This is a genomic window from Microbacterium sp. NRRL B-14842, assembly GCF_050470785.1.
In genome coordinates this window covers 1,770,730-1,788,171 of record NZ_JBFLUM010000001.1, presented here as the reverse complement: position 1 = coordinate 1,788,171, position 17,442 = coordinate 1,770,730, and the positions used below count along the sequence as shown (strand labels likewise).

At 70.8% G+C, this 17,442-nt stretch carries 14 protein-coding genes; 6 read left to right on the top strand and 8 right to left on the bottom strand.

Translation table 11 applies throughout. From position 1 onward, the window contains the following. The 3 genes from AB1285_RS08930 to AB1285_RS08920 are packed head-to-tail and all read right to left on the bottom strand — an operon-like array spanning position 1 to position 1,705. Positions 1-402 (bottom strand): RidA family protein, encoded by a 402-nt coding sequence (locus AB1285_RS08930; RefSeq protein ID WP_259953782.1) that lies wholly within the window; start codon positions 400-402, stop codon positions 1-3. A gap of 44 nt (positions 403-446) precedes the next feature. Then, a complete protein-coding gene (locus AB1285_RS08925; protein ID WP_259953783.1) occupies positions 447-1,280 on the bottom strand; it encodes a mechanosensitive ion channel family protein in 834 nt (277 codons plus the stop codon). A gap of 38 nt (positions 1,281-1,318) precedes the next feature. Continuing rightward, positions 1,319-1,705: an SHOCT domain-containing protein gene (locus tag AB1285_RS08920; protein WP_187663776.1), complete on the bottom strand. Its 387-nt coding sequence runs from the start codon at positions 1,703-1,705 to the stop codon at positions 1,319-1,321. A 180-nt stretch (positions 1,706-1,885) separates the two neighbouring features. On the opposite strand from AB1285_RS08920, the gene AB1285_RS08915 reads away from it, so the two are divergent. From AB1285_RS08915 to AB1285_RS08905, 3 genes are all read left to right on the top strand, one after another. Beyond that, complete coding sequence (locus tag AB1285_RS08915) at positions 1,886-3,556, top strand: SulP family inorganic anion transporter (protein ID WP_187663777.1); 1,671 nt, start codon at positions 1,886-1,888, stop codon at positions 3,554-3,556. A gap of 103 nt (positions 3,557-3,659) precedes the next feature. Beyond that, positions 3,660-4,643 (top strand): FUSC family protein, encoded by a 984-nt coding sequence (locus tag AB1285_RS08910; RefSeq protein WP_370428752.1) that lies wholly within the window; start codon positions 3,660-3,662, stop codon positions 4,641-4,643. 90 nt (positions 4,644-4,733) lie between these two features. After that, positions 4,734-7,319: a LuxR C-terminal-related transcriptional regulator gene (locus AB1285_RS08905; RefSeq protein ID WP_429977464.1), complete on the top strand. Its 2,586-nt coding sequence runs from the start codon at positions 4,734-4,736 to the stop codon at positions 7,317-7,319. 23 nt (positions 7,320-7,342) lie between these two features. Here the strand turns inward: AB1285_RS08905 and AB1285_RS08900 are convergent, their stop codons facing one another. From AB1285_RS08900 to AB1285_RS08885, 4 genes are all read right to left on the bottom strand, one after another. Then, positions 7,343-9,685: an arylsulfatase gene (locus AB1285_RS08900; protein ID WP_268776501.1), complete on the bottom strand. Its 2,343-nt coding sequence runs from the start codon at positions 9,683-9,685 to the stop codon at positions 7,343-7,345. Positions 9,686-9,806: 121 nt separating this feature from the next. Then, positions 9,807-10,478, bottom strand: a complete 672-nt coding sequence (locus AB1285_RS08895) for a GAP family protein (RefSeq protein WP_370428754.1) — start codon at positions 10,476-10,478, stop codon at positions 9,807-9,809. Further along, the gene (locus AB1285_RS08890) at positions 10,479-12,158 is read right to left on the bottom strand and encodes a SulP family inorganic anion transporter (RefSeq protein WP_370428755.1); all 1,680 of its coding nucleotides are present in this window, start codon (positions 12,156-12,158) and stop codon (positions 10,479-10,481) included. Positions 12,159-12,281: 123 nt separating this feature from the next. Further along, positions 12,282-13,418, bottom strand: a complete 1,137-nt coding sequence (locus tag AB1285_RS08885) for an AI-2E family transporter (RefSeq protein ID WP_232089217.1) — start codon at positions 13,416-13,418, stop codon at positions 12,282-12,284. A 127-nt stretch (positions 13,419-13,545) separates the two neighbouring features. Between AB1285_RS08885 and AB1285_RS08880 the strand changes: the two genes are divergently transcribed. Then, on the top strand, positions 13,546-16,053 hold the full coding sequence (locus AB1285_RS08880) for a LuxR C-terminal-related transcriptional regulator (protein ID WP_429977463.1): 2,508 nt from the start codon (positions 13,546-13,548) through the stop codon (positions 16,051-16,053). Positions 16,054-16,066: 13 nt separating this feature from the next. Here AB1285_RS08880 and AB1285_RS08875 read toward each other — a convergent pair whose 3' ends face one another. Then, the gene (locus AB1285_RS08875; protein WP_187663785.1) at positions 16,067-16,492 is read right to left on the bottom strand and encodes a DUF6325 family protein; all 426 of its coding nucleotides are present in this window, start codon (positions 16,490-16,492) and stop codon (positions 16,067-16,069) included. 145 nt (positions 16,493-16,637) lie between these two features. Here AB1285_RS08875 and AB1285_RS08870 point away from each other — a divergent pair, with 145 nt between their 5' ends. Next, positions 16,638-17,072, top strand: a complete 435-nt coding sequence (locus AB1285_RS08870; RefSeq protein WP_280565924.1) for a DUF6325 family protein — start codon at positions 16,638-16,640, stop codon at positions 17,070-17,072. Between the two features lies 1 nt (position 17,073). Further along, complete coding sequence (locus tag AB1285_RS08865; protein ID WP_187663787.1) at positions 17,074-17,415, top strand: SHOCT domain-containing protein; 342 nt, start codon at positions 17,074-17,076, stop codon at positions 17,413-17,415. Positions 17,416-17,442: the final 27 nt, after the last annotated feature.

Sequence of the window (17,442 nt, the reverse complement as noted above, 5' to 3'; positions counted from 1 at the left end):
TCAGTCGCGGACCATTGCGGCGATCGCGCTCACCTCGATGAGCGCTCCGGGCACGCCGAGGCCCGCCACCCGTGCGGCGGTCACCAGGGGCGGGGCGCCTTCTCTGGCGAGCGTGGCGGCCACGGCGCCGTACGCCGCGCGCAGATCTGCCTCCTGATCGATGAGGATGGTCCAGCTCACGACCTCGTCGAGCGTCGCCCCCGCGGACTCCAGTGCGACTCGGGCGTTGTCGAGAGCGCGGAGGGACTGCGCGGCCACGTCGGGGGAGACGACGGCACCGGAGGCATCGACGCCGTTCTGCCCTCCGATGTAGACGGTGGTCGCCCCGGGCGGGACGACAGCGGCGTGACTGAAGGCAGGGCTGCGGACGAGGCCGTCCGGTTGCAGGAAGGTGATGTCCATGCGCAGATCATGCCCGAGGGCACCGACATCGCGCACCCCTGGTCTCACACGGGGTCGGACGGGACGAGCGGTGGTGGGGCCGGGACGCTGGTCACCGTGCCGGTCGTGCCGAGGTTGCCGAGGGCATCGAAGACCGCGATCACGACCGCGGCACTCACCACGGCACCGTGCAGCGGGTGGTGCCAGAACTGCAGCCGCGCGGTCAGCCGGTCTGCGCTCACGCTGACCACGAGTGCCCGCACCCCTTCGTGCCGGTGCACGCCCTCCGCCGTCCCGGCCGCGTCGACGAGCGGCGCGAGCAGATCATCGATCCCGGTCGTCCCGTCCCGCCGGACCCGCACCTCCACCTCGCTGCGCCGGGCGCCATGGGTGGAGTCGTTGACGACGGGATCCGAGAGCAGGCGCGCATTGGGGATGTGGAGGGTGCGCCCGTCGACGGTGTGCAGGATCACCGCGCGGGCGTTGAGCTCGGTCACGGTCCCGGCGATGACCGAATCCAGGGCCTCCACGACGATCTCGTCGCCGATGCGGACCGTCTGCCGTGCCTGCAGCAGCACACCGGCCGCGAAATTGTCGGCGACGCCGCGGAGGACGAGGATCGCCACGATGCCGAGGATGACGACGATCGCGAGCAGAGGCTGGACGTTGGCGCCGAGCATCGCGAGCGCGATGCCGAAGCCCAGCAGGAGGATGGCGTAGCCGACGAACTGCGCGATCGCCGTCCCGACGGCGGCGGAGATCCCGGGGGCACGCCGGAGCAGGGCTGTGGTGCCCCGGCGTGCGAACCGCGAGATGATCCAGGTCGCGAGGGCGACGAGCAGGGCGAGCAGCAGCTGCCACCAGTCGATGTCGGTGGGCAGCAGATCCTGCAGGTCCATGCCGCGGGCTCCTCGCGATGGTGGGGGTCGGCCGCGGCCTACTGCAGCGCCTTCGCCTTGATGAGGGAGTACTCGTCCGGCGTGATGGTGCCGGCGTCGAGGAGTGCCTTGGCCTTCGCGATCTCCTCGCTCGGACTGCTGCCGGCGACCTGCTGGATGTAGGCGTTCGCGGCCTCCTGCGCCCGACGCGCCTCGGCGCTGCTGCGTTCGGCCATGCCGTTGCCGCGGGCGATGAGGTAGACGAGGGCGGTGAGGAACGGCACGAAGATCAGGAAGAGGATCCACACGGCCTTCCACCAGCCGCTCAGCTTGTGATCGCGGAACAGGTCTCCGATGATCGCGAACAGAGCGAAGAGGTACGCGGTGAAGGCGAAGATCCACAGGAACCACCAGATGATGTCCCAGAACGATGCCCAAAATCCCATGACTGCTCCTTTCTCGGTGCCGCCGTCGCCGGGGCACGCTCGGAACATACCGGCGGCCGTGATCCTCCGCACCGGTTCCGTGGGGAGTTCACCCGGGTGACTCGGGTCCGCGACGCGTCCTCGGCCGGACGCCGCCGGAGCGTCGGCAGTACGCTTCCCTCGACGGCGGAGGGAGCCCCGATGAGCGCAGTGCGCAGACCGTCCTGGCTGCTGAGCACTCTGGACGGCTACCAGCGCGGGTGGATCGTGCGGGACGTCCTCGCCGGCCTCTCCGCGGGTGCGGTGGTGGTGCCGCAGGCCATGGCCTACGCGACGATCGCCGACCTCCCGGTGCAGGTCGGCCTCTACACGTGCATCGTGCCGATGCTCGTCTACGCTCTTCTGGGCGGCAGCAGGGCGATGAGTGTCTCGACGACCTCGACCATCGCCACCCTCACCGCGACGACGCTGGTCTCGGCGGGCGTCGCTGCGGGGTCGGACGACGCTCTCGGCGCGCTCATGATGCTCACCCTCCTGGTGGGGGCGGTGCTGCTGCTCGCGCGGGCGTGCCGCCTGGGCTCGCTCGTCGAGAACATCAGCGGAGCCACCGTGCTCGGACTGAAGATCGGGGTCGGGGCGACGGTGGCCGTGGGCCAGCTGCCGAAGCTCCTCGGAGAGTCGTTCGACTTCTCCGGCCACGGCTTCCTCCGGTCCCTGGTCGCCGTGGGAGGGGCGTTCGACAGCGTCAACGTGCCCACGCTGCTCCTCTCGACCGGATCCATCGCCACCCTCCTGCTCCTCAAGCGCTTCGCTCCGCGGGTGCCGGGCACCCTCGTCGTCGTCGCGGCCGGCATGCTGCTCGTCGGGGTCGGCGGGATCGATGAACTCGGGGTCGACCTCATCGCCCCGGTGGCCGGTGGTCTGCCCGTTCCGGGCATCCCTGACCTGTCAGAGGCCGCGGCCCTCGTGCCGGGAGCGCTCGCCATCGCCGTCATGGCCTTCCTCGAGTCCGCTGCCGTCGCGCGCAGCCTGCGCCAGGCGACGGAGCCGCAGATCGACAGCGACCAGGAGCTCTTCGCGACCGGGGCGGCGAACACCGTCGGCGCATTCTTCGCGGCCATGCCCGCAGCAGGCGGATTCTCGCAGAGCGCGGTCAACCAGGGAGCCGGCGCCCGCTCCCAGCTGGCGACGCTGACGACGGTCGCGCTGGCCGTCCTGGTCGCGCTCTTCCTCGCTCCTGTGCTCAGCCTGCTGCCGGAGGCGACGCTGGCCGCCATGGTCTTCACGGCGGTGGCCGGACTCATCAACATCCCCGAGCTCGTGCGGTGGGCGCGCATCAGCAGAGTGGACTTCTGGGTCGCGACCGCGGTCGCGGCGATCGGCCTCACGGCGGGACTCCTCCCTGCGGTGGCCGTCGGGGTCGTGGTGACCCTCGTCCTCGTCTTGCGGGAGCTCAACATCCCCCGGGTCCGGGTCGTGGGGCGGAGGGGGAGTGCTCTCGGTCTGGAACCGGAACGGGGGCTGTACACCGCGAACGCGCTGGCCAACCAGCGGCTCATCGTCCAGACGGTCGCGGCTCAGGCCGAGCCGGTGCGGACGCTCGTGCTCGGGCTGCCGCAGCAGGTGGTGATGTCCATCACCGTGCTCGACACCCTGGAGGCGCTCGACCGGGAGCTGGCTCAACTCGGTGTGCAGCTCCACCTCGCGGCTCTGCCGGAGGAGGCGTCCGTCGTCGCGGCGCGGACCCCTTGGTACGCCGGGCTGGTGGAGGCGGGCCGCGTGCACCCTGCCGTCGATGTCGGGCTCCGGGCCGCGGCGGACCGGGAGGAGCGCGGGGGCGTTCACCCGGGTGAAGTGCCCGACGAGCGGTGACGCGCGGTCATCGCCTGCCTAGGCTGACGGCACGAGGGATCCGTGGGGCGATCGATACCGGGGAGAGCATGCCCGACCGCAGCCGGAACCGGAGAGCGAGACGATGATGGCGGCGCGCGGGGGACTGACGTGGCGGTGGTCGCGGTTCGGTCTCGGCGTCCTGTACGCCGTGCCTCCGATCGCGGTCGCACCGTTCGACCCCGCTCTCGCGCTGGCGCTGAGCATCGGGGTACTGCCCGCGGCCGTCATCGGACTGCCCCCGCGGCGGCGGGCCCGCTCGGCGATCCCGGTGCTGGGGGCGCTGGTGGCGCTGGGGCTCCTGCTCGGCGCCACCCTCTCCCTCGTACCGATCTTCGCCGTGCTCGCCCTGGCCGTGCTGGCGGTGCTGGCCAGCATGCTCGCCGCGCGGGAGCGCGCCGGACAGCTCGCTCTGACCCTTGTCCTGCCCATGGTCGGGATCGGTCTGAGCTTCCCCCTGTCTTCGACGACGCTCCTTCTGGCGGGCGCGATCGTCACGGGTTCGATCTACGCGTGGCTCATCGCGCTGCTGTGGCCGGAGCACGGGGCGGGTGCGCGCGCCCCGGCGGCCATGCCCAAGGGGCGAGCCCTGCTGATCTACGGGATTCTCCTGGGCGCCGCCGCGGGGACGGCGGCCGCCATCGGCTTCGCGACCGGGGTCGAGCACGTGGGCTGGGCGACGGGCGCCGTGCTGCTCGTGATGCGTCCCGTGCGCGGGCAGCTCGTCCTCCGCAGCGTCGGTCGGGCGGCGTCGGTGCTCATCGGAGCGCTGGCGGCCGCCGGTTTCGCGTTGCTGTCTCCGAGTGGTGCGGTGATCGGTCTCGCGATCGGCGTCGCGCTGGGGTGTCTCGGCGCGGTGCAGGAGAGCCGGTGGTACGTCGCCCCCGCCTTCACGACCTTCCTTGTCCTCACCCTGCTGCTGTCGACATCGGCCGAGTCGCCGACCGCGCGCTTCCTGGAGCGGACCCTCGAGACGTTCCTGGGCGTGGCCCTCGCGCTGTTCTTCGGGGCGCTGGTGCCGGCGTTGTTGGCGATCCGACGGCCGGTGCGCGCCGGCGTCACCGAGTGAGCCCGGTCCGCGATACCTCTTGCGGGACCGCTCCCACCTTGCAATAGACTGCCCGCGAGGGGGAGCAAGATCGAAATCGGGGGGTTTCGAGTGCTGCACGATGTACGGAGGGCGGGAACGGACGAGAGTCCCCTACCTGCTGCGGTGAAGGGCGAGGTCCGTCGAGAGCGCCTGCTCTCGCGATTGACGGCCGCGATGGACGGGCCGTGGACGCTCACGCTCGTGAGCGCGCCGGCAGGATCAGGGAAGACCAGGCTGCTGTTGCAGTGGGCGCAGGATCTCCGCGCCGATGCGGAGATCGCGCTCGTGTGGGTGGCGCTGGAGCGCGGGGAGGCGGACCTGCCGCTCGTGCGTGCGGCCCTCGAGCGGATCGACGATCCCGGCTTGCAGGACGCGCTGTCCCAGGTGTCCTCCCTGCGGTCCGCGGCCACGGCGCGGGCGCTCGCCCGGGCCCTCAGCGAGGCGAGGGGGCGCATCGTCGTCGTCGTCGACGACGTGCACCGTGTGGAGGACGAGGAGACCGCGCAGCTGATCTCGACGTTCGTGCAGAACGCCCCGGGCAACGTGCACGTGGTGCTCTCCGGACGAGGGACGAGAGCCATCCCTCTGGCGCGTCGACGCATCGCGGGGGTGGCGCTCGAACTGGACGCCCGCGCGCTCGCGTTCGACCCGACCGAGGTCAGGGCGTTCTTCCGCACGCGGGGTATCCGGCTCTCCCAGGGGGAGATCAGCTCCGTGCTCTCCCGAACCGAGGGATGGGCGACCGGCCTGCAGCTCATGATGCTCGACGCCGCGGGGGCGCAGACCGTGCTCTCCCGTCCGCTCCGCGGAGACGCCCCCGAAGTCGCGGACTACTTCGTCGAGGAGGTCCTCGGCGACCTGGACGGCGAGCTCCGGTCTTTCCTGGAGGCGACGGCGGTCGTGGAGACCTTCACCGCCGAACTCGCCGCAGTGCTCTCGGAAGCCGGGGCCGTGACGGCCCTGATCGACCGGCTGCTCCGCCTCACCGTGCTCGCGGGACCCGACGCCGCGGACCCGCCCCGCTACCACTATCCGCCACTGCTGCGGGAGTTCCTCCTCGGCCGGCTGCGGGAAGGCGGCCCCGACCGAGAGGAGCAGCTCCACCGTCGGGCGGCGGACTGGTTCGCCGCCCGACAGGAGCCTCTCCTCGCGTTGCGGCACGCGGTCCGCGGTGGGGAGACGGCCTGCACGACCGGCGTCCTGCGGCGCTGTGGGATGCAGCTCGTGCTGGACGGCCGCGCGGACGCGGTGCGGCAGGTGATGGGGGAGCTGCCGGCTGCCCTGCGATCGGTGCCGACGGTGCGGATGCTGATCGCCGCGGCGGAGTTGTCCTGCGGGGACCCGTCGGCCGCCGTGATCGTGCCGTCCGTCGACGCGGGGGAGTCCGACGTCGACCGTCGGTGGCGGCACGGGATCGAACTCCACACCGCGTTGTGCCGGGGCGGGATCGCCGAGGCGCTCGACGGGGCGGGCGCCGCCCTCCGCGGCCTCAGCGAAGAGGAGCAGCTCGACACCTACGCCCTCCTGGAGGCCGCGACGGCGGAGCTCTACATCGGACGGCTGGATCAGGCGGAGGCGACCGCGCGACTCGCGGGGGATCTCGCGCGAGCGATCGGGGCGCGCGCGGCGGAGCTGCAGGCCGAAGCTGTCCTCGCCACCAGCGTGCTGTTCCGCGGGAGGCTCCGCGACGCCATCGTCGCGGGAGCCGCTCTCGAGCACCGCTGGCACGAGTTCGACGAGCCGGACAATCCCTTCTTCGAGGTGACGCGGGTCTGGCGTTTCTGGGCACCCTACGAGGGCATGCAGACCATCGACGAGGCGCAGACCCTGCACACGGCGGCGCGGGTGATCGCCGACGGCGGAGAGACCGCGATCGCGCGGGGCCTGCAGGGGATGCGCGGGCTGCTCGAGGCGGACCGGTCCGCGGATCCCCGCGAGGCGGCCGTGCGGCTCCTGGACACCCTGACCCCCCGTGATGATCTGCCGCTTCCGCCGCACTGGTACGCCATGATGGCGCCCTTCGCCGTCCATGCCTTCGACCGGCTGGGGGAGCCGACGCTCCGCGACCGTTTCATCACCGACATGGAGGACGCGCTCGGGGATACGGGGGATGTGCTCGTGCTCCGCGCGATCGCCGCCGTGCACGACCGCCGGGACGGCATCGCCCGGGGTGCGCTGGCGTCGGTGCTGGAGGGGGCGACCCCGTGTCTGCTTCCTGCGTCGATGATCGACGCGTGGCTGGTGGAAGCCGAGCTCGACGTGCACGACGGGGAGCCGGATCGGGCGCAGTTGGCGCTCGCGACCGCCCTCGCCCTCGCGGAGCCGGAGGACCATGTGCGCCGCATCGCCGAAGCGGGACCCGTCGTGTCGCGGCTGCTCGCGGCCCGGGCGACGGTCGGGGCGCGCACGCACTTCGCCGATCGGGTGCGAGAGCGGCTCGCCGCCGCCGGGGTCCTCGTCGAGGAGGAGCTGACGCAGCGCGAGCGCATCGTGCTGAGCGCCTTGAGTCGCAACGCCACGCTGCGCCAGATCGCACAGCAGGAGTACATCTCGCCGAACACGGTGAAGACGCACGTGCGCAACATCTATCGCAAGCTGGGCGTCTCGGACCGCGACGGGGTGACGGCGGCCGCCCAGGCCCTCGGACTGCTCTGAGGACCGGGGCGGCCGCCGGGTCGTCAGTCGCGGGCCATGGCGGCCGCCAGGTGCGCCTCCAGGTCGAGATAGGCGTCGTCGGCGATGTCGAACACGACCTGGGCGATGCTCCCGCCGCGGAAGTCGAATCCGTATCCGTACAGGGACGAGACCGGGTCGGCGCTGTCCCGTCCGATCGTCAGGCCCTCCCCGCAGAGCGAGAAGTGACCGAGGACCGTGCGGATCTGCTTCTCGTCGACCTTCTCCTCGTCGATGTAGAGCCGCGCGGGCCCGACGCCCTCCCGGTACTCGCCCATGCCCTCCTTGACGAAATCGACCCCGATGATGTGCTTCCCGGAAGTGGGGGCGGGGCCGGAGATGCGGTCCTCCGGCGGGATCCCGAGGAAGTTGTAGACGTAATGGATCTGACCGTCCTTGACCACCAGAGCGTGGCCGCCGAACCGGGAGCCGTGCGCGAAGATGACGCCCTCGGTGTCGGGCGTGAACTCGACCTCCGCCGCGATCTTGAAGGAGACGCCGTGGGTGTTCGCCGCCGACCGCTCCGGCACCTCGCTGGTCCCCGGATAGTAGACGAACCGGCCGGAGGGCGGCGCGGGCTGATGGAACTCCATCGCCACGAAGGTCTCGAAGTCCTTCGGGTTCCCGATGATCTGGAGGTCGTTCAGCGGGAGCACCGCGTTGGCCTTCGCCTCTTCCATCCAGAGCGCCTTGAGCTCCTCGAGCTTGTCCGGGTGCTCCGCGGCGAGGTTGACGGCCTCGGCGCGGTCGACGTCGGTGTGGTACAGCTCCCATTCGTCCTCGTCGAAGTGCCCCGTGCCGCTGATCGGGCCGTGGACGGTGACGGCCTTCCAGCCGTGGTGCCAGATGCCGCGCTGCCCGAACATCTCGTAGTACTGCGTCTCCTTCTCCGTGGGTGCCTCCGGCGCCGCGTCGAACGAGTACGCCATCGAGACGCCGGACAACGGCGTCTGCTCGATGCCGTTGTACACCTCTGGGAACTCGACGCCGCAGGCCTCGAGAATCGTCGGCACGATGTCGGTGGAGTGGTGGTACTGATGACGGACCTCTCCACGTGCGCTGATGCCGGCCGGCCAGTGGATCACCAACGGATCGCAGACGCCGCCCTGGTAGGTATAGCGCTTGAACATCTTGTAGGGCGTAGAGAAGGCGGCGGCCCAGCCCGTCGGGTAGTGGTTGTAGGTGTCGGGGGAGCCGAGCTTATCGACCATGCGCAGGTTCTCGGCCTCGTCGTCCGGGTACCCGCCGAAGATCTTGCCCTCGTTGACCGAGCCGTTCGGGCTGCCCTCTCCGGAGGCGCCGTTGTCGGCGCAGTAGATGATGAGGGTGTTGTCCAGCTGTCCCGACTCCTCGAGGTAGTCGACGATACGGCCGACCTGGGCATCGGTGTACTCGCTGAATCCGGCGTAGACCTCGGCCATGCGCGAGAACATCGCCTTCTCCTCGGCATCCAGGGAGTCCCACGGGCGTACTTCGTCGGCGGCCGAGAACGAGCCTTCTGGCATCGGGTTGAGCGGGGTGAGCTCGGTGCCCTCCGGGACGATGCCCTTCTCGATCATCCGGGCCAGCACCCACTCGCGGTACGCCTCGTAGCCGTCGTCGAACATGCCCTTGTACTTGTCGATGTATTCCTGCGGGGCGTGGTGCGGGGCGTGGTTCGCGCCGGGGCAGAACCAGAGGTACCAGGGCTTGTCCGGCTCCGTCTGCTTGACGTCGCGGATCATCGACAGCGCCTGATCGGCGAGGTCCTTCGACAGGTGGTAGCCGTCTTCAGGGAGGGCGGGCTGGTCGATGTAGTGGTTGTCCTCGGCGAGGGAGGGGTACCAGTTGTTGGTCTCACCGCCGATGAAGCCGTAGAAGCGGTCGTAGCCCTGCGCCAGCGGCCAGTGCTTCTTGGAGGCGCCGGCCGTCCACTCGTCGATCGGGACGTTGTGATTCTTGCCCACCCAGAACGTCGACCAGCCGGCGTCGCGCAGGACGTGGGCCATGGTCGTGTTCGAGTCGGGGATGTGGGAGTTGTATCCGGGGAACCCCGTAGACGACTCCGAGATCGTCGCGAAGCCGTTCAGGTGGTGGTTGCGCCCGGTGAGAAACGTCGAGCGGGTCGGCGAGCAGAGCGCCGTCGTGTGCCACTGGGAGTAGGTCAGACCGTTCTGCGCCAGGCGATCCATGGTCGGCATGTTGATGCGTCCGCCGTACGGGGACCACGCCGCCATGCCGGTGTCGTCGTACAGGACGACGAGAACGTTGGGTGCTCCCTCTCGTGGCTTCGCCGGGAGGAAGGCCTCCCAGTCGGCCTCCGAATCGCGGACGTCGAGTTCGATCCTGCCCTGGAAGTCACGGGCCATGTCCATCTCCTTCATCTCTGCCGAACCGCCTTCCCCGCACAGTACTGCCGCGCCGGCGCCGTGGTCACGGATGCGAGCCGCGTTCATCCGGGTGATCTCCTCTGCCAGCCGGACGCTGTGCTCAGAAGCTGCCGATGCCCTTGCCGATCATGGACACGCCGATGACGAGCAGCAGCACGGCCATGATGACCGCGTTCTCGGCGGCGAGCCAACCGCGCAGGGCGTCGAGCGGCGCGCGAAGTCGTGCGGCGGCGATGAGATAGCCGATGACGGGAACGAGGACCGTCGATGCCCCGATCAGCGTGAAGACGGCGATCACGAGGATCGTGGAGCCCCCGTCCAGCGACGCGCTGCCGATGTCGACGCCGGCGCCGGCCGCCAGGAGGAGGTTCTTCGGGTTCACCGCCGACAGCAGGAGCCCGAGACCGAGGGCGGTGCCGAACGACATCGTGTCGATCGCCTTCATCCATGACGGCAGGGCCGCGGACTGCCCCGCTTTCGGGCGTTTGCGCCACTGACCGACGGCCAGGACCAGCAGCAGGAGGCCGAGGATGAGCTGGATGACGCCGCGGATCGGCCGGGAGGCGTCGGGATCCTCCTCCGGAAGCACGGCGGAGAGCAGGGTGAAGACGGTGACCGCGGCGACGATGCCCACGATCCATCCCAGGAGGAACCCGATGCTCGTGACCCGCGCCTTCGGGGACAGGAGCATGAGGATCGCGGCGATGATCGGCACGGGGCTGATCGCGACACCCACGGCGAGGGGGAGGATCTCCCCGATGACGGCACCCATTCAGCTGCCCTTCCTGTGCGGAGCCGGCGAGGCGGCATCGGTCGGCGAGAGGTCGGTGATCGCCGCGCGGTTGGTCGCGTAGACGGTCTCCCGGTCGAGGAGGCCCAGGGTGCGGAGGCGGCGGAGAGTGTTCGGACGGACGCGGCTGAAGGCCAGCGAGATCGACTGGGTGTCGAGCCACTCCCGGAGCGCCTGGAAGGCCTCAGCTCCGGTGACGTCGACGTCCGTGACGGCTTCCATGTCGATCACGACATGCTGGACGGCGGAGGGGCCCGCGGTGCGGACCGCGTCCTTCACGGCCGCGGAGAACACAGCGCCGTTCGCGAAGAACAGCGGGGCCGCGAGCCGGACGACGATGACCCCCGGTGCGGTGGTCGTGCCGGTCGGAGCATCCTCCAACAGGGATTCCCCGGGGTCGCCCGAGGTCTCCAGCACGTCGATCGCCGGATGGGAGGCGCGTTGCGCGAGATTGATGAGGGCGAGCACGAAGGCCACGACGATTCCCGCGATCGACCCGACGAACAGTGTCACGAGGAAGCAGACGGCACCGATGACGAACTCGAACCGATCCAGCCGCCACAGCCGGATGAAGTCGCGGATGCCGAGGAGCGGGATGATCGCCACGCCGACGATGGCGCCGATCGCCGGGGAGGGGATGTCGGCGAGGAGCGCGGTGCCGAAGAGCAGCAGCAGGAGTGTCCCGACCGCGAGCACGAGCGCCGGGAGCTGCGTGCGCGAGCCCGCCTGGTCCATCGCGGCGGTGCGCGAGGTCGAGGACCCGACCGCGAAGCTGCCCTGAGCGCCGGCCGCGACGTTCGCGACGCCGAACGCCAGCAGATCGCGGTTGGCGTGGAACGGGTAGCGGTGCTTCTCGGAGTACGAGCGCGACACGAGCAGGCCCTCCGCCGTGGTCACGAGGGTCAGGGCGATCGCGGAGGGGATGAGGGCGAGCCACAGCGACCAGTCGATGACCGGCCAGGTGAGCGCGGGAGGGCCGGCGGGGACCTCGCCGAGCACATCCACGCCCCGTCCGTCGAGGCCGGTGAGGACGACCACGACGGTCGTCGCGACGAGCACGATCAGCGCCCAGGGGACGGCGCGGAGGTAGCGCTGTCCGACGAGCAGCACCGCGACGGAGACGGCGGCGAGGAGCACGGACCAGCCATTGAGCGAGGGGAGACCTGTGACCAGCGCGACGACCTTGTCCACGAACTCCGCACCGGAGTCGATCTTCACGCCGAGCATCTTCGCGATCTGGCTGACCATGATGTCCAGCGCCAGGCCTCCGACGAAGCCGACGAGGATCGGCTTGGACAGGAAATTCGCCAGGAACCCGAGCTTGAAGACGGCGAGCAGCAGGAACATCCCGCCGCAGAGGATCGCCTGGGCGAGGGCGAGGGTGGCGTAGTCGGCGCTCCCGGCGACCGCGAGCCCGCCGATGGAGGAGGCCACCAGCGCGGCGGCGGCGGCATCGGGGGAGGCGACCAGCTGACGCGACGACACCACGAGCGCATAGACGACGGTCGGGATGATCAGCGCGTACAGTCCGGCGGTGGCGGGGAGCCCCGCGATCTGCGCGTATCCGATGTTGAGGGGGATGGCGATCGCCAGAAGGGTGACTCCCGCGGTGAGCTCGGTCGCGAGGTTGCGTCGGGTCAGGCCCGCGAGCGGACGCGGCATCCGGTCTCCCTTCCCGCCCGATGGATGGTTCCGGCTTCAATATGGCATCGACGGCAGCCGACGACCAGAGGGACGAAGAGCCTCGCCCTGGTGATTTCGGATGAAAGAGTCGCCCGCGCCGCGTCAGCGTCGTCGGAAGCGGCGTCGGGTGGGCACCGCGGAGGGCTCAGGGGTCGGAGCCGGCGCCGGGAGGGCGGTGCGGTCGCCGCTCACCCAGCGCACCCACGTGGAGCCCGGGTCGCCCTCCAGGACGAGGGCGCGCACGAGCAGGGTGAGCGGGATGGAGAGGATGGCGCCGAGCGGCCCGATCACGAAGGTCCAGAAGATCACGGAGAAGAAGCTCAGCGTGAGGCTCAGGTCGACGGCGTCGCTGACGAACTTGGGCTGGACGAGCACCTGGAGCACGACGTTGACCACGCAGTACACGGCGATGACGCCGAGCAGCAGCGGCCAGCCGCCCACCACGAAGGCGAGGATCGCGGGCGGGATGAGTCCCAGCACGAAGCCGATGTTCGGGATGAAGTTCGTCACGAAAGCGAGGATCGCCCAGACGACCGGGGCGGGAACGCCCATCCACCAGAGCGCGAGGCCGTCGACGATCGCCACGACGGCGCCGAACGCGGCATTGACGACGTAGTACCGGCGGACCCCCGTCTGCAGGCGGGCGATGCGCTGCAACGCCGGGCCGTGCGTGGCGCCGAAGAGTGCAGGTGCCGTCCGGTAGCGAGCGGCGTCCGCCGCGAGGAAGATGATGTAGGCGCAGACGAAGAACAGGGCGGTGGCGACTCCGAGCACCGCGCTGCCCAGGCTCCCCGCCACACCGAGCAGGGTCTCGGGGTCGAGGACCGAGGCTGCGGCATCCGCCGCCTCCTGATCGAGTCCGAGGGACTGCAACCAGGCGACGATCTGATCGGCGGCGCGCACCAGCCCGTCCTGAGACGCGAGGTCGCCGACCAGACGGGCGAACTGGGTGCCGGCGAGCCACAGCAGCGCCGCCATCGCCAGCAGGATCACGTAGGCGAGCACGATCACGGCGGTCGTCCCCACCCAGGCGGGCCGACCGGGGCGCTGGAACGGACGGCGGATCGGTTCGCAGATCACCACGATGACGATCGCGAGGGCCAAGGGACCGAAGACCTCACGCGCCAGCGAGACGCCGGCGAGGACGATCGCGCTCGCCGCCAGGATCAGCAAGGTCCGCAAGGCGGGCGAGGACGCGCGGTCTGCCGCGGGGCCGGAAGGAGTCGGGAGCGAGGTCACGCGGCCAGCGTAGTCCCCGGCACTTTCATCCGGGTGATTGCGGGCCCACCCCCTGGAAGGGCGCTCGGGCCCGTGGTTTCGTGTTGCCATGCCGCCTCCCGTACGTTCCACGAGGCCGGGACCGGCGATGCGTTTCCGGCCGCCCGCCCCGCCCATCGGCGTCCTGCCGCGGGAACGCGTGACCGCAGCGATCACGGCGGCCGTGGAGGCCGACGGGGTGACGGTTCTCAGCGCGCCCAGCGGCTACGGCAAGACGACGGCGGTCATGGCCTGGGCGGTGGCGCGCGACGACGTCGCCTGGCTCACGCTGAGCGCCTCGGACGACGATCCCGCGCTGCTGACGTCCGGGGTGGTGAATGCGCTGGCGCTCGCCGCCGAGCGCACGGGGCGCGCGTTCGCCGTCCGCCGCGATATCGAGGATCCGGTGCGCGCCTACCGGCAGATCTGCGCGGCGCTTCAGGACGCCGAGCATCCGATGCACCTCATCGTGGACGACGCGCACCGTGCCGGCGAGTCCTGGCGGGAGGGACTTCTGGGGCTCCTCGCCGATCAGCCTCCGGACGGACTGCACCTCGTCCTCGTCGGGACCACGTTGATCGAGGTCACCCTGTCCCGACATCGACTCATGCATCCCGGATCGTTCGTCGGCGTGGAGACGCTCCGGTTCTCGACGGACGAGATCCGTCGTCTGCTGCGGTCGGCGCCCCGAGGTCTCGATGCGACCGCCGTGCGAGAGGAGACCGGCGGGTGGCCCATAGCGGTACGGCTCGTCCTCGTGGGAGGTGCGCTGCCGTCGACGGCCGCGTCCACGGCCGCGTCGTTCCTCGGCGAGTACGTCCGCGAGCACGTGCTGGACGCGTTGCCGCCCGCGCTCGCCGACTTCGTGCTCGACGGCACCGCCTGCGCGGAGCTCACCCCGGAGACCGCCGCACTCGTGACGGCGAGGGAGGACGCCGCCGACCTCCTGGAGAGCTGCGTCCGACTCGGCCTCTTCCTTGACCGGTTCGACGGCCCGAACGGCCCGACGTACCGGTGGCACCCCGCGTTCGCGCGTCGGTGCGCCGACCTCGCGCGGACGGATGCCGCCCGTTTCGCCACCGTGCACCGCCGGGCCGCCCGTGCTCTGGAGCACACGGATCCGATCGCCGCCGTGACGCACGCGCGGCGCGCCGGGGATCGCGCCGGTGCCAGGGCCATCCTCCTCCGGCACTGGTTGGGCCTCGTGGTCGGCTCCTCGGCCGGCGACGTGGAGCGGACGGCGACGACTCTCCTGCGCGACAACCCGGACGATCCGCACCTGCTGCTCGTGCGAGCCGGGGCCAGCGATGTCCTCGGGGACCATCGTGTCGCCCGGGAGCTGTGCCGACGGGCCGAGGCCCTCCTCGACCGCACGCCGGGGGAGGCCGCCCCTGCCGTCCTCCTCATCGTCCGCCTGCTGCTCGCGGAGTCGTCCGTCGAGGTGGCGGTGTCCGGTCCCGAGATCCGCGCGCTGCTCGATGCCGAGGACGACAGGATGTACGGCGGTCGGGTGGCGCTCAACCACCTGCTGGGGTGGACCGCGCTGCGCAGTCGCGAATCGCCGGACCTCGCGATCGAGTACTTCTCTGCAGCGGCGCGCGAGGCGCAGGAAGCGGGCGACCGGGAGCTCACGTCCCGCGCTGTCGGACATCTCGCCTATGGCCTCGCCACCTCCGGTCGGCTCACGGAGGCCGCGACCGTGCTCGCCGAGGCCGAGAGCACCCGCGAGACTCTTCTTCCGCGGAACACCTTCGCGCGCGGCAGCGCCATGGCCGCCGCGGGGTGGGTCGCGTACTGGTCCGGCGAGGCGGAGGAGGCGGTCCGGATCTTCGACGCGGCACGGGAGGAAGCCGCATCCGGCCGCGACCTCGCCGGGCATGCACGCATGATGGGCGCCTATTCGGCCGCGCTCACAGGAGACCCCGCGATATGTCGCCGGGCGGCCATCGGCGTGCAGGAACTCCCTATCGACGTCGTGCAGGGGGTGGCGTGGCCGGCGTTCCGAGAGTCGTCGGTGGCCCTGCTCGAAGAGGCGGTGGGGCGGAGGGAGCGCGCACTGCGCATCGCGAAGAAGTACGCGAGCGGTACCGACCTCCCGCTCGTGGGCGTCGCCCTGTCCGGAATCCTGCGTCGCGCCGAGGATCACGCTGCGGCGCTGGAGATGCTGCGATCGTTGCGGGGCGCCTCCGAGCTGTCGTACGTCAAGGCCGCCACCTTGATCACCGCGGCTGCGCTGCGGAGGGCGACCGGCCACCAGGAGGACGCGCATGACCTGTGCGAGGCCGCACTCGCCGTCGCGTCAGCGGAGAACCTCGTCGTGCTCTTCGGTCCGCGGGAGGTCGCGGTGCGCCGGCTGCTGCAGGCGCATGTGCATCACGGCACGCAGTTCGAGGAGTTCATCGAGACATGCCTCGCCGTCGACGCGGTCGGATCCGTGACCGATCGGCTGTCGGAGCGGGAACGCGACGTCTTCCACCAGATGCAGACGGCGCGCACGCTGCCGGAGATCGCGCAGGAACTCTCCGTGTCGGTCAACACGGTGAAGACGCATCAACGCGCGATCTACCGCAAGCTCGGGGTGTCGTCCCGGCGGGAGGCCGTCCACGCCATGGTGTGAGCGGTGAGCCGTCTCACGACGCTGCGCCCAGGGTCGCCGCCAGGGCGGCGTTCGCGACCGCGGAGGGGATCGCCTGCGTCGCCAGGATCCGATCGCCGCCGTCCTCGACCTCGCGGACGAACCGGACGTCCCAGCACTGTTCGACGAGGATCACGGCGGCGACCGAGCCGACGGGGACCCAGGGGAGGAAGTGTCCGACGTCTTCGACGCAGATGAGTCCGGGCGCATACAGGCGGAGACCGGCGAGCGCGAAGTCGTCGCCGTCGATCTCCGTGATGCGGTGTGCGTCGGCGTCCCGCCGCACCACGAGGAAGTCCAGCACGCGCAGGGTGCCTGCTTCGACCTGCCGCAGGAGTGGCTCGAGAACCGGTGGTCCCGGGTGCTCGCGGCGGAGCTCGATCACGACGAACGCGACGTCGCCCAGCACCCGGCTTCTCATGACCGCCCTCGATCCTCCATCGCTCCGTCCTTGATGGTGACAGCCGCGCGAGAGCCCGAGTACCCCCTCTCACCCGGAGCGGGTGAGAGGGGTTACGCGCCCCACGGTCGCGGTGCCATCCTGGTGCCGGACGAAGGGTGGCGACATGAAGGAGTTCCGATTCGGGCCCGTCGAGTTCTACCTCGTGGGCTTCGACGGCGACCGGCCGGACCCGGCGACGTTCGGGGCGCTGACCGACCTCGTGTCGAGCGGCGTCGTGCGCGTGCTGGATTTCGTGCTGGTGACGAGGACGGCGGGCGGGGAACTCGACATCCTCGAACTGGACGAGGGCGACGGGTCCCCGGCGCTCGGCGGGCTCGAGCCGATCGTCGCCGGACTCGCGAGCGAGGACGACGTCCTCGCCCTGGCGGAGGTCGTGCCACCGGGACGATCCGCGGCCGTGGTGGTCCTGGAACTCCTGTTCGCCCGGACCCTGGCCCAGGATGTCGCCGCCGCGGGAGGCCAGGTGCTGCGCACCGAGCGCATTCCGGCTCCCGTCGTGAACGCGGTGATGGACATCCTCGAACAGGAAGGTGAATGACATGCCCTTGCGGAGATTCGGCCGGCCGGGGCTCATCGGTCTCGCCGCACGGACCGCGGTGGTCGCCGGAACGGCGACCGCGGTGCAGGGAGCCGCCATGCGGCACCAGGAGCGCCGCGCGCAGAGCGAGTACGAGCAGCAGCAGTATGAGGCCGCCCAGCAACAGGCCCAGATGGACGACGCGGCCCGCACCGCGGCTGCGCAGTATGCGCCGCCGGCGTCCCCGCCGCCCGCACCGGCGGACGACCTGATCGCCAAGCTGCAGGAGCTCGGGTCGCTGAAGGCCTCCGGTGTGCTGACGGAAGAGGAGTTCACCGCGGCGAAGCAGAAGCTGCTGGGCTGAGCGCCCGCGACGATCGAGACGAGGCGC

Excerpts from the sequence above, each read along its gene's own strand:
- AB1285_RS08875 (WP_187663785.1), bottom strand. The coding sequence starts at position 16,492 with ATGAGAAGCCGGGTGCTGGGCGACGTCGCGTTCGTCGTGATCGAGCTC.
- AB1285_RS08895 (WP_370428754.1), bottom strand. The coding sequence starts at position 10,478 with ATGGGTGCCGTCATCGGGGAGATCCTCCCCCTCGCCGTGGGTGTCGCG.
- AB1285_RS08870 (WP_280565924.1), top strand. The coding sequence starts at position 16,638 with ATGAAGGAGTTCCGATTCGGGCCCGTCGAGTTCTACCTCGTGGGCTTC.
- AB1285_RS08865 (WP_187663787.1), top strand. The coding sequence starts at position 17,074 with ATGCCCTTGCGGAGATTCGGCCGGCCGGGGCTCATCGGTCTCGCCGCA.
- AB1285_RS08910 (WP_370428752.1), top strand. The coding sequence starts at position 3,660 with ATGATGGCGGCGCGCGGGGGACTGACGTGGCGGTGGTCGCGGTTCGGT.
- AB1285_RS08930 (WP_259953782.1), bottom strand. The coding sequence starts at position 402 with ATGGACATCACCTTCCTGCAACCGGACGGCCTCGTCCGCAGCCCTGCC.
- AB1285_RS08900 (WP_268776501.1), bottom strand. The coding sequence starts at position 9,685 with ATGGCCCGTGACTTCCAGGGCAGGATCGAACTCGACGTCCGCGATTCG.
- AB1285_RS08880 (WP_429977463.1), top strand. The coding sequence starts at position 13,546 with ATGCGTTTCCGGCCGCCCGCCCCGCCCATCGGCGTCCTGCCGCGGGAA.
- AB1285_RS08925 (WP_259953783.1), bottom strand. The coding sequence starts at position 1,280 with ATGGACCTGCAGGATCTGCTGCCCACCGACATCGACTGGTGGCAGCTG.
- AB1285_RS08920 (WP_187663776.1), bottom strand. The coding sequence starts at position 1,705 with ATGGGATTTTGGGCATCGTTCTGGGACATCATCTGGTGGTTCCTGTGG.
- AB1285_RS08890 (WP_370428755.1), bottom strand. The coding sequence starts at position 12,158 with ATGCCGCGTCCGCTCGCGGGCCTGACCCGACGCAACCTCGCGACCGAG.
- AB1285_RS08915 (WP_187663777.1), top strand. The coding sequence starts at position 1,886 with ATGAGCGCAGTGCGCAGACCGTCCTGGCTGCTGAGCACTCTGGACGGC.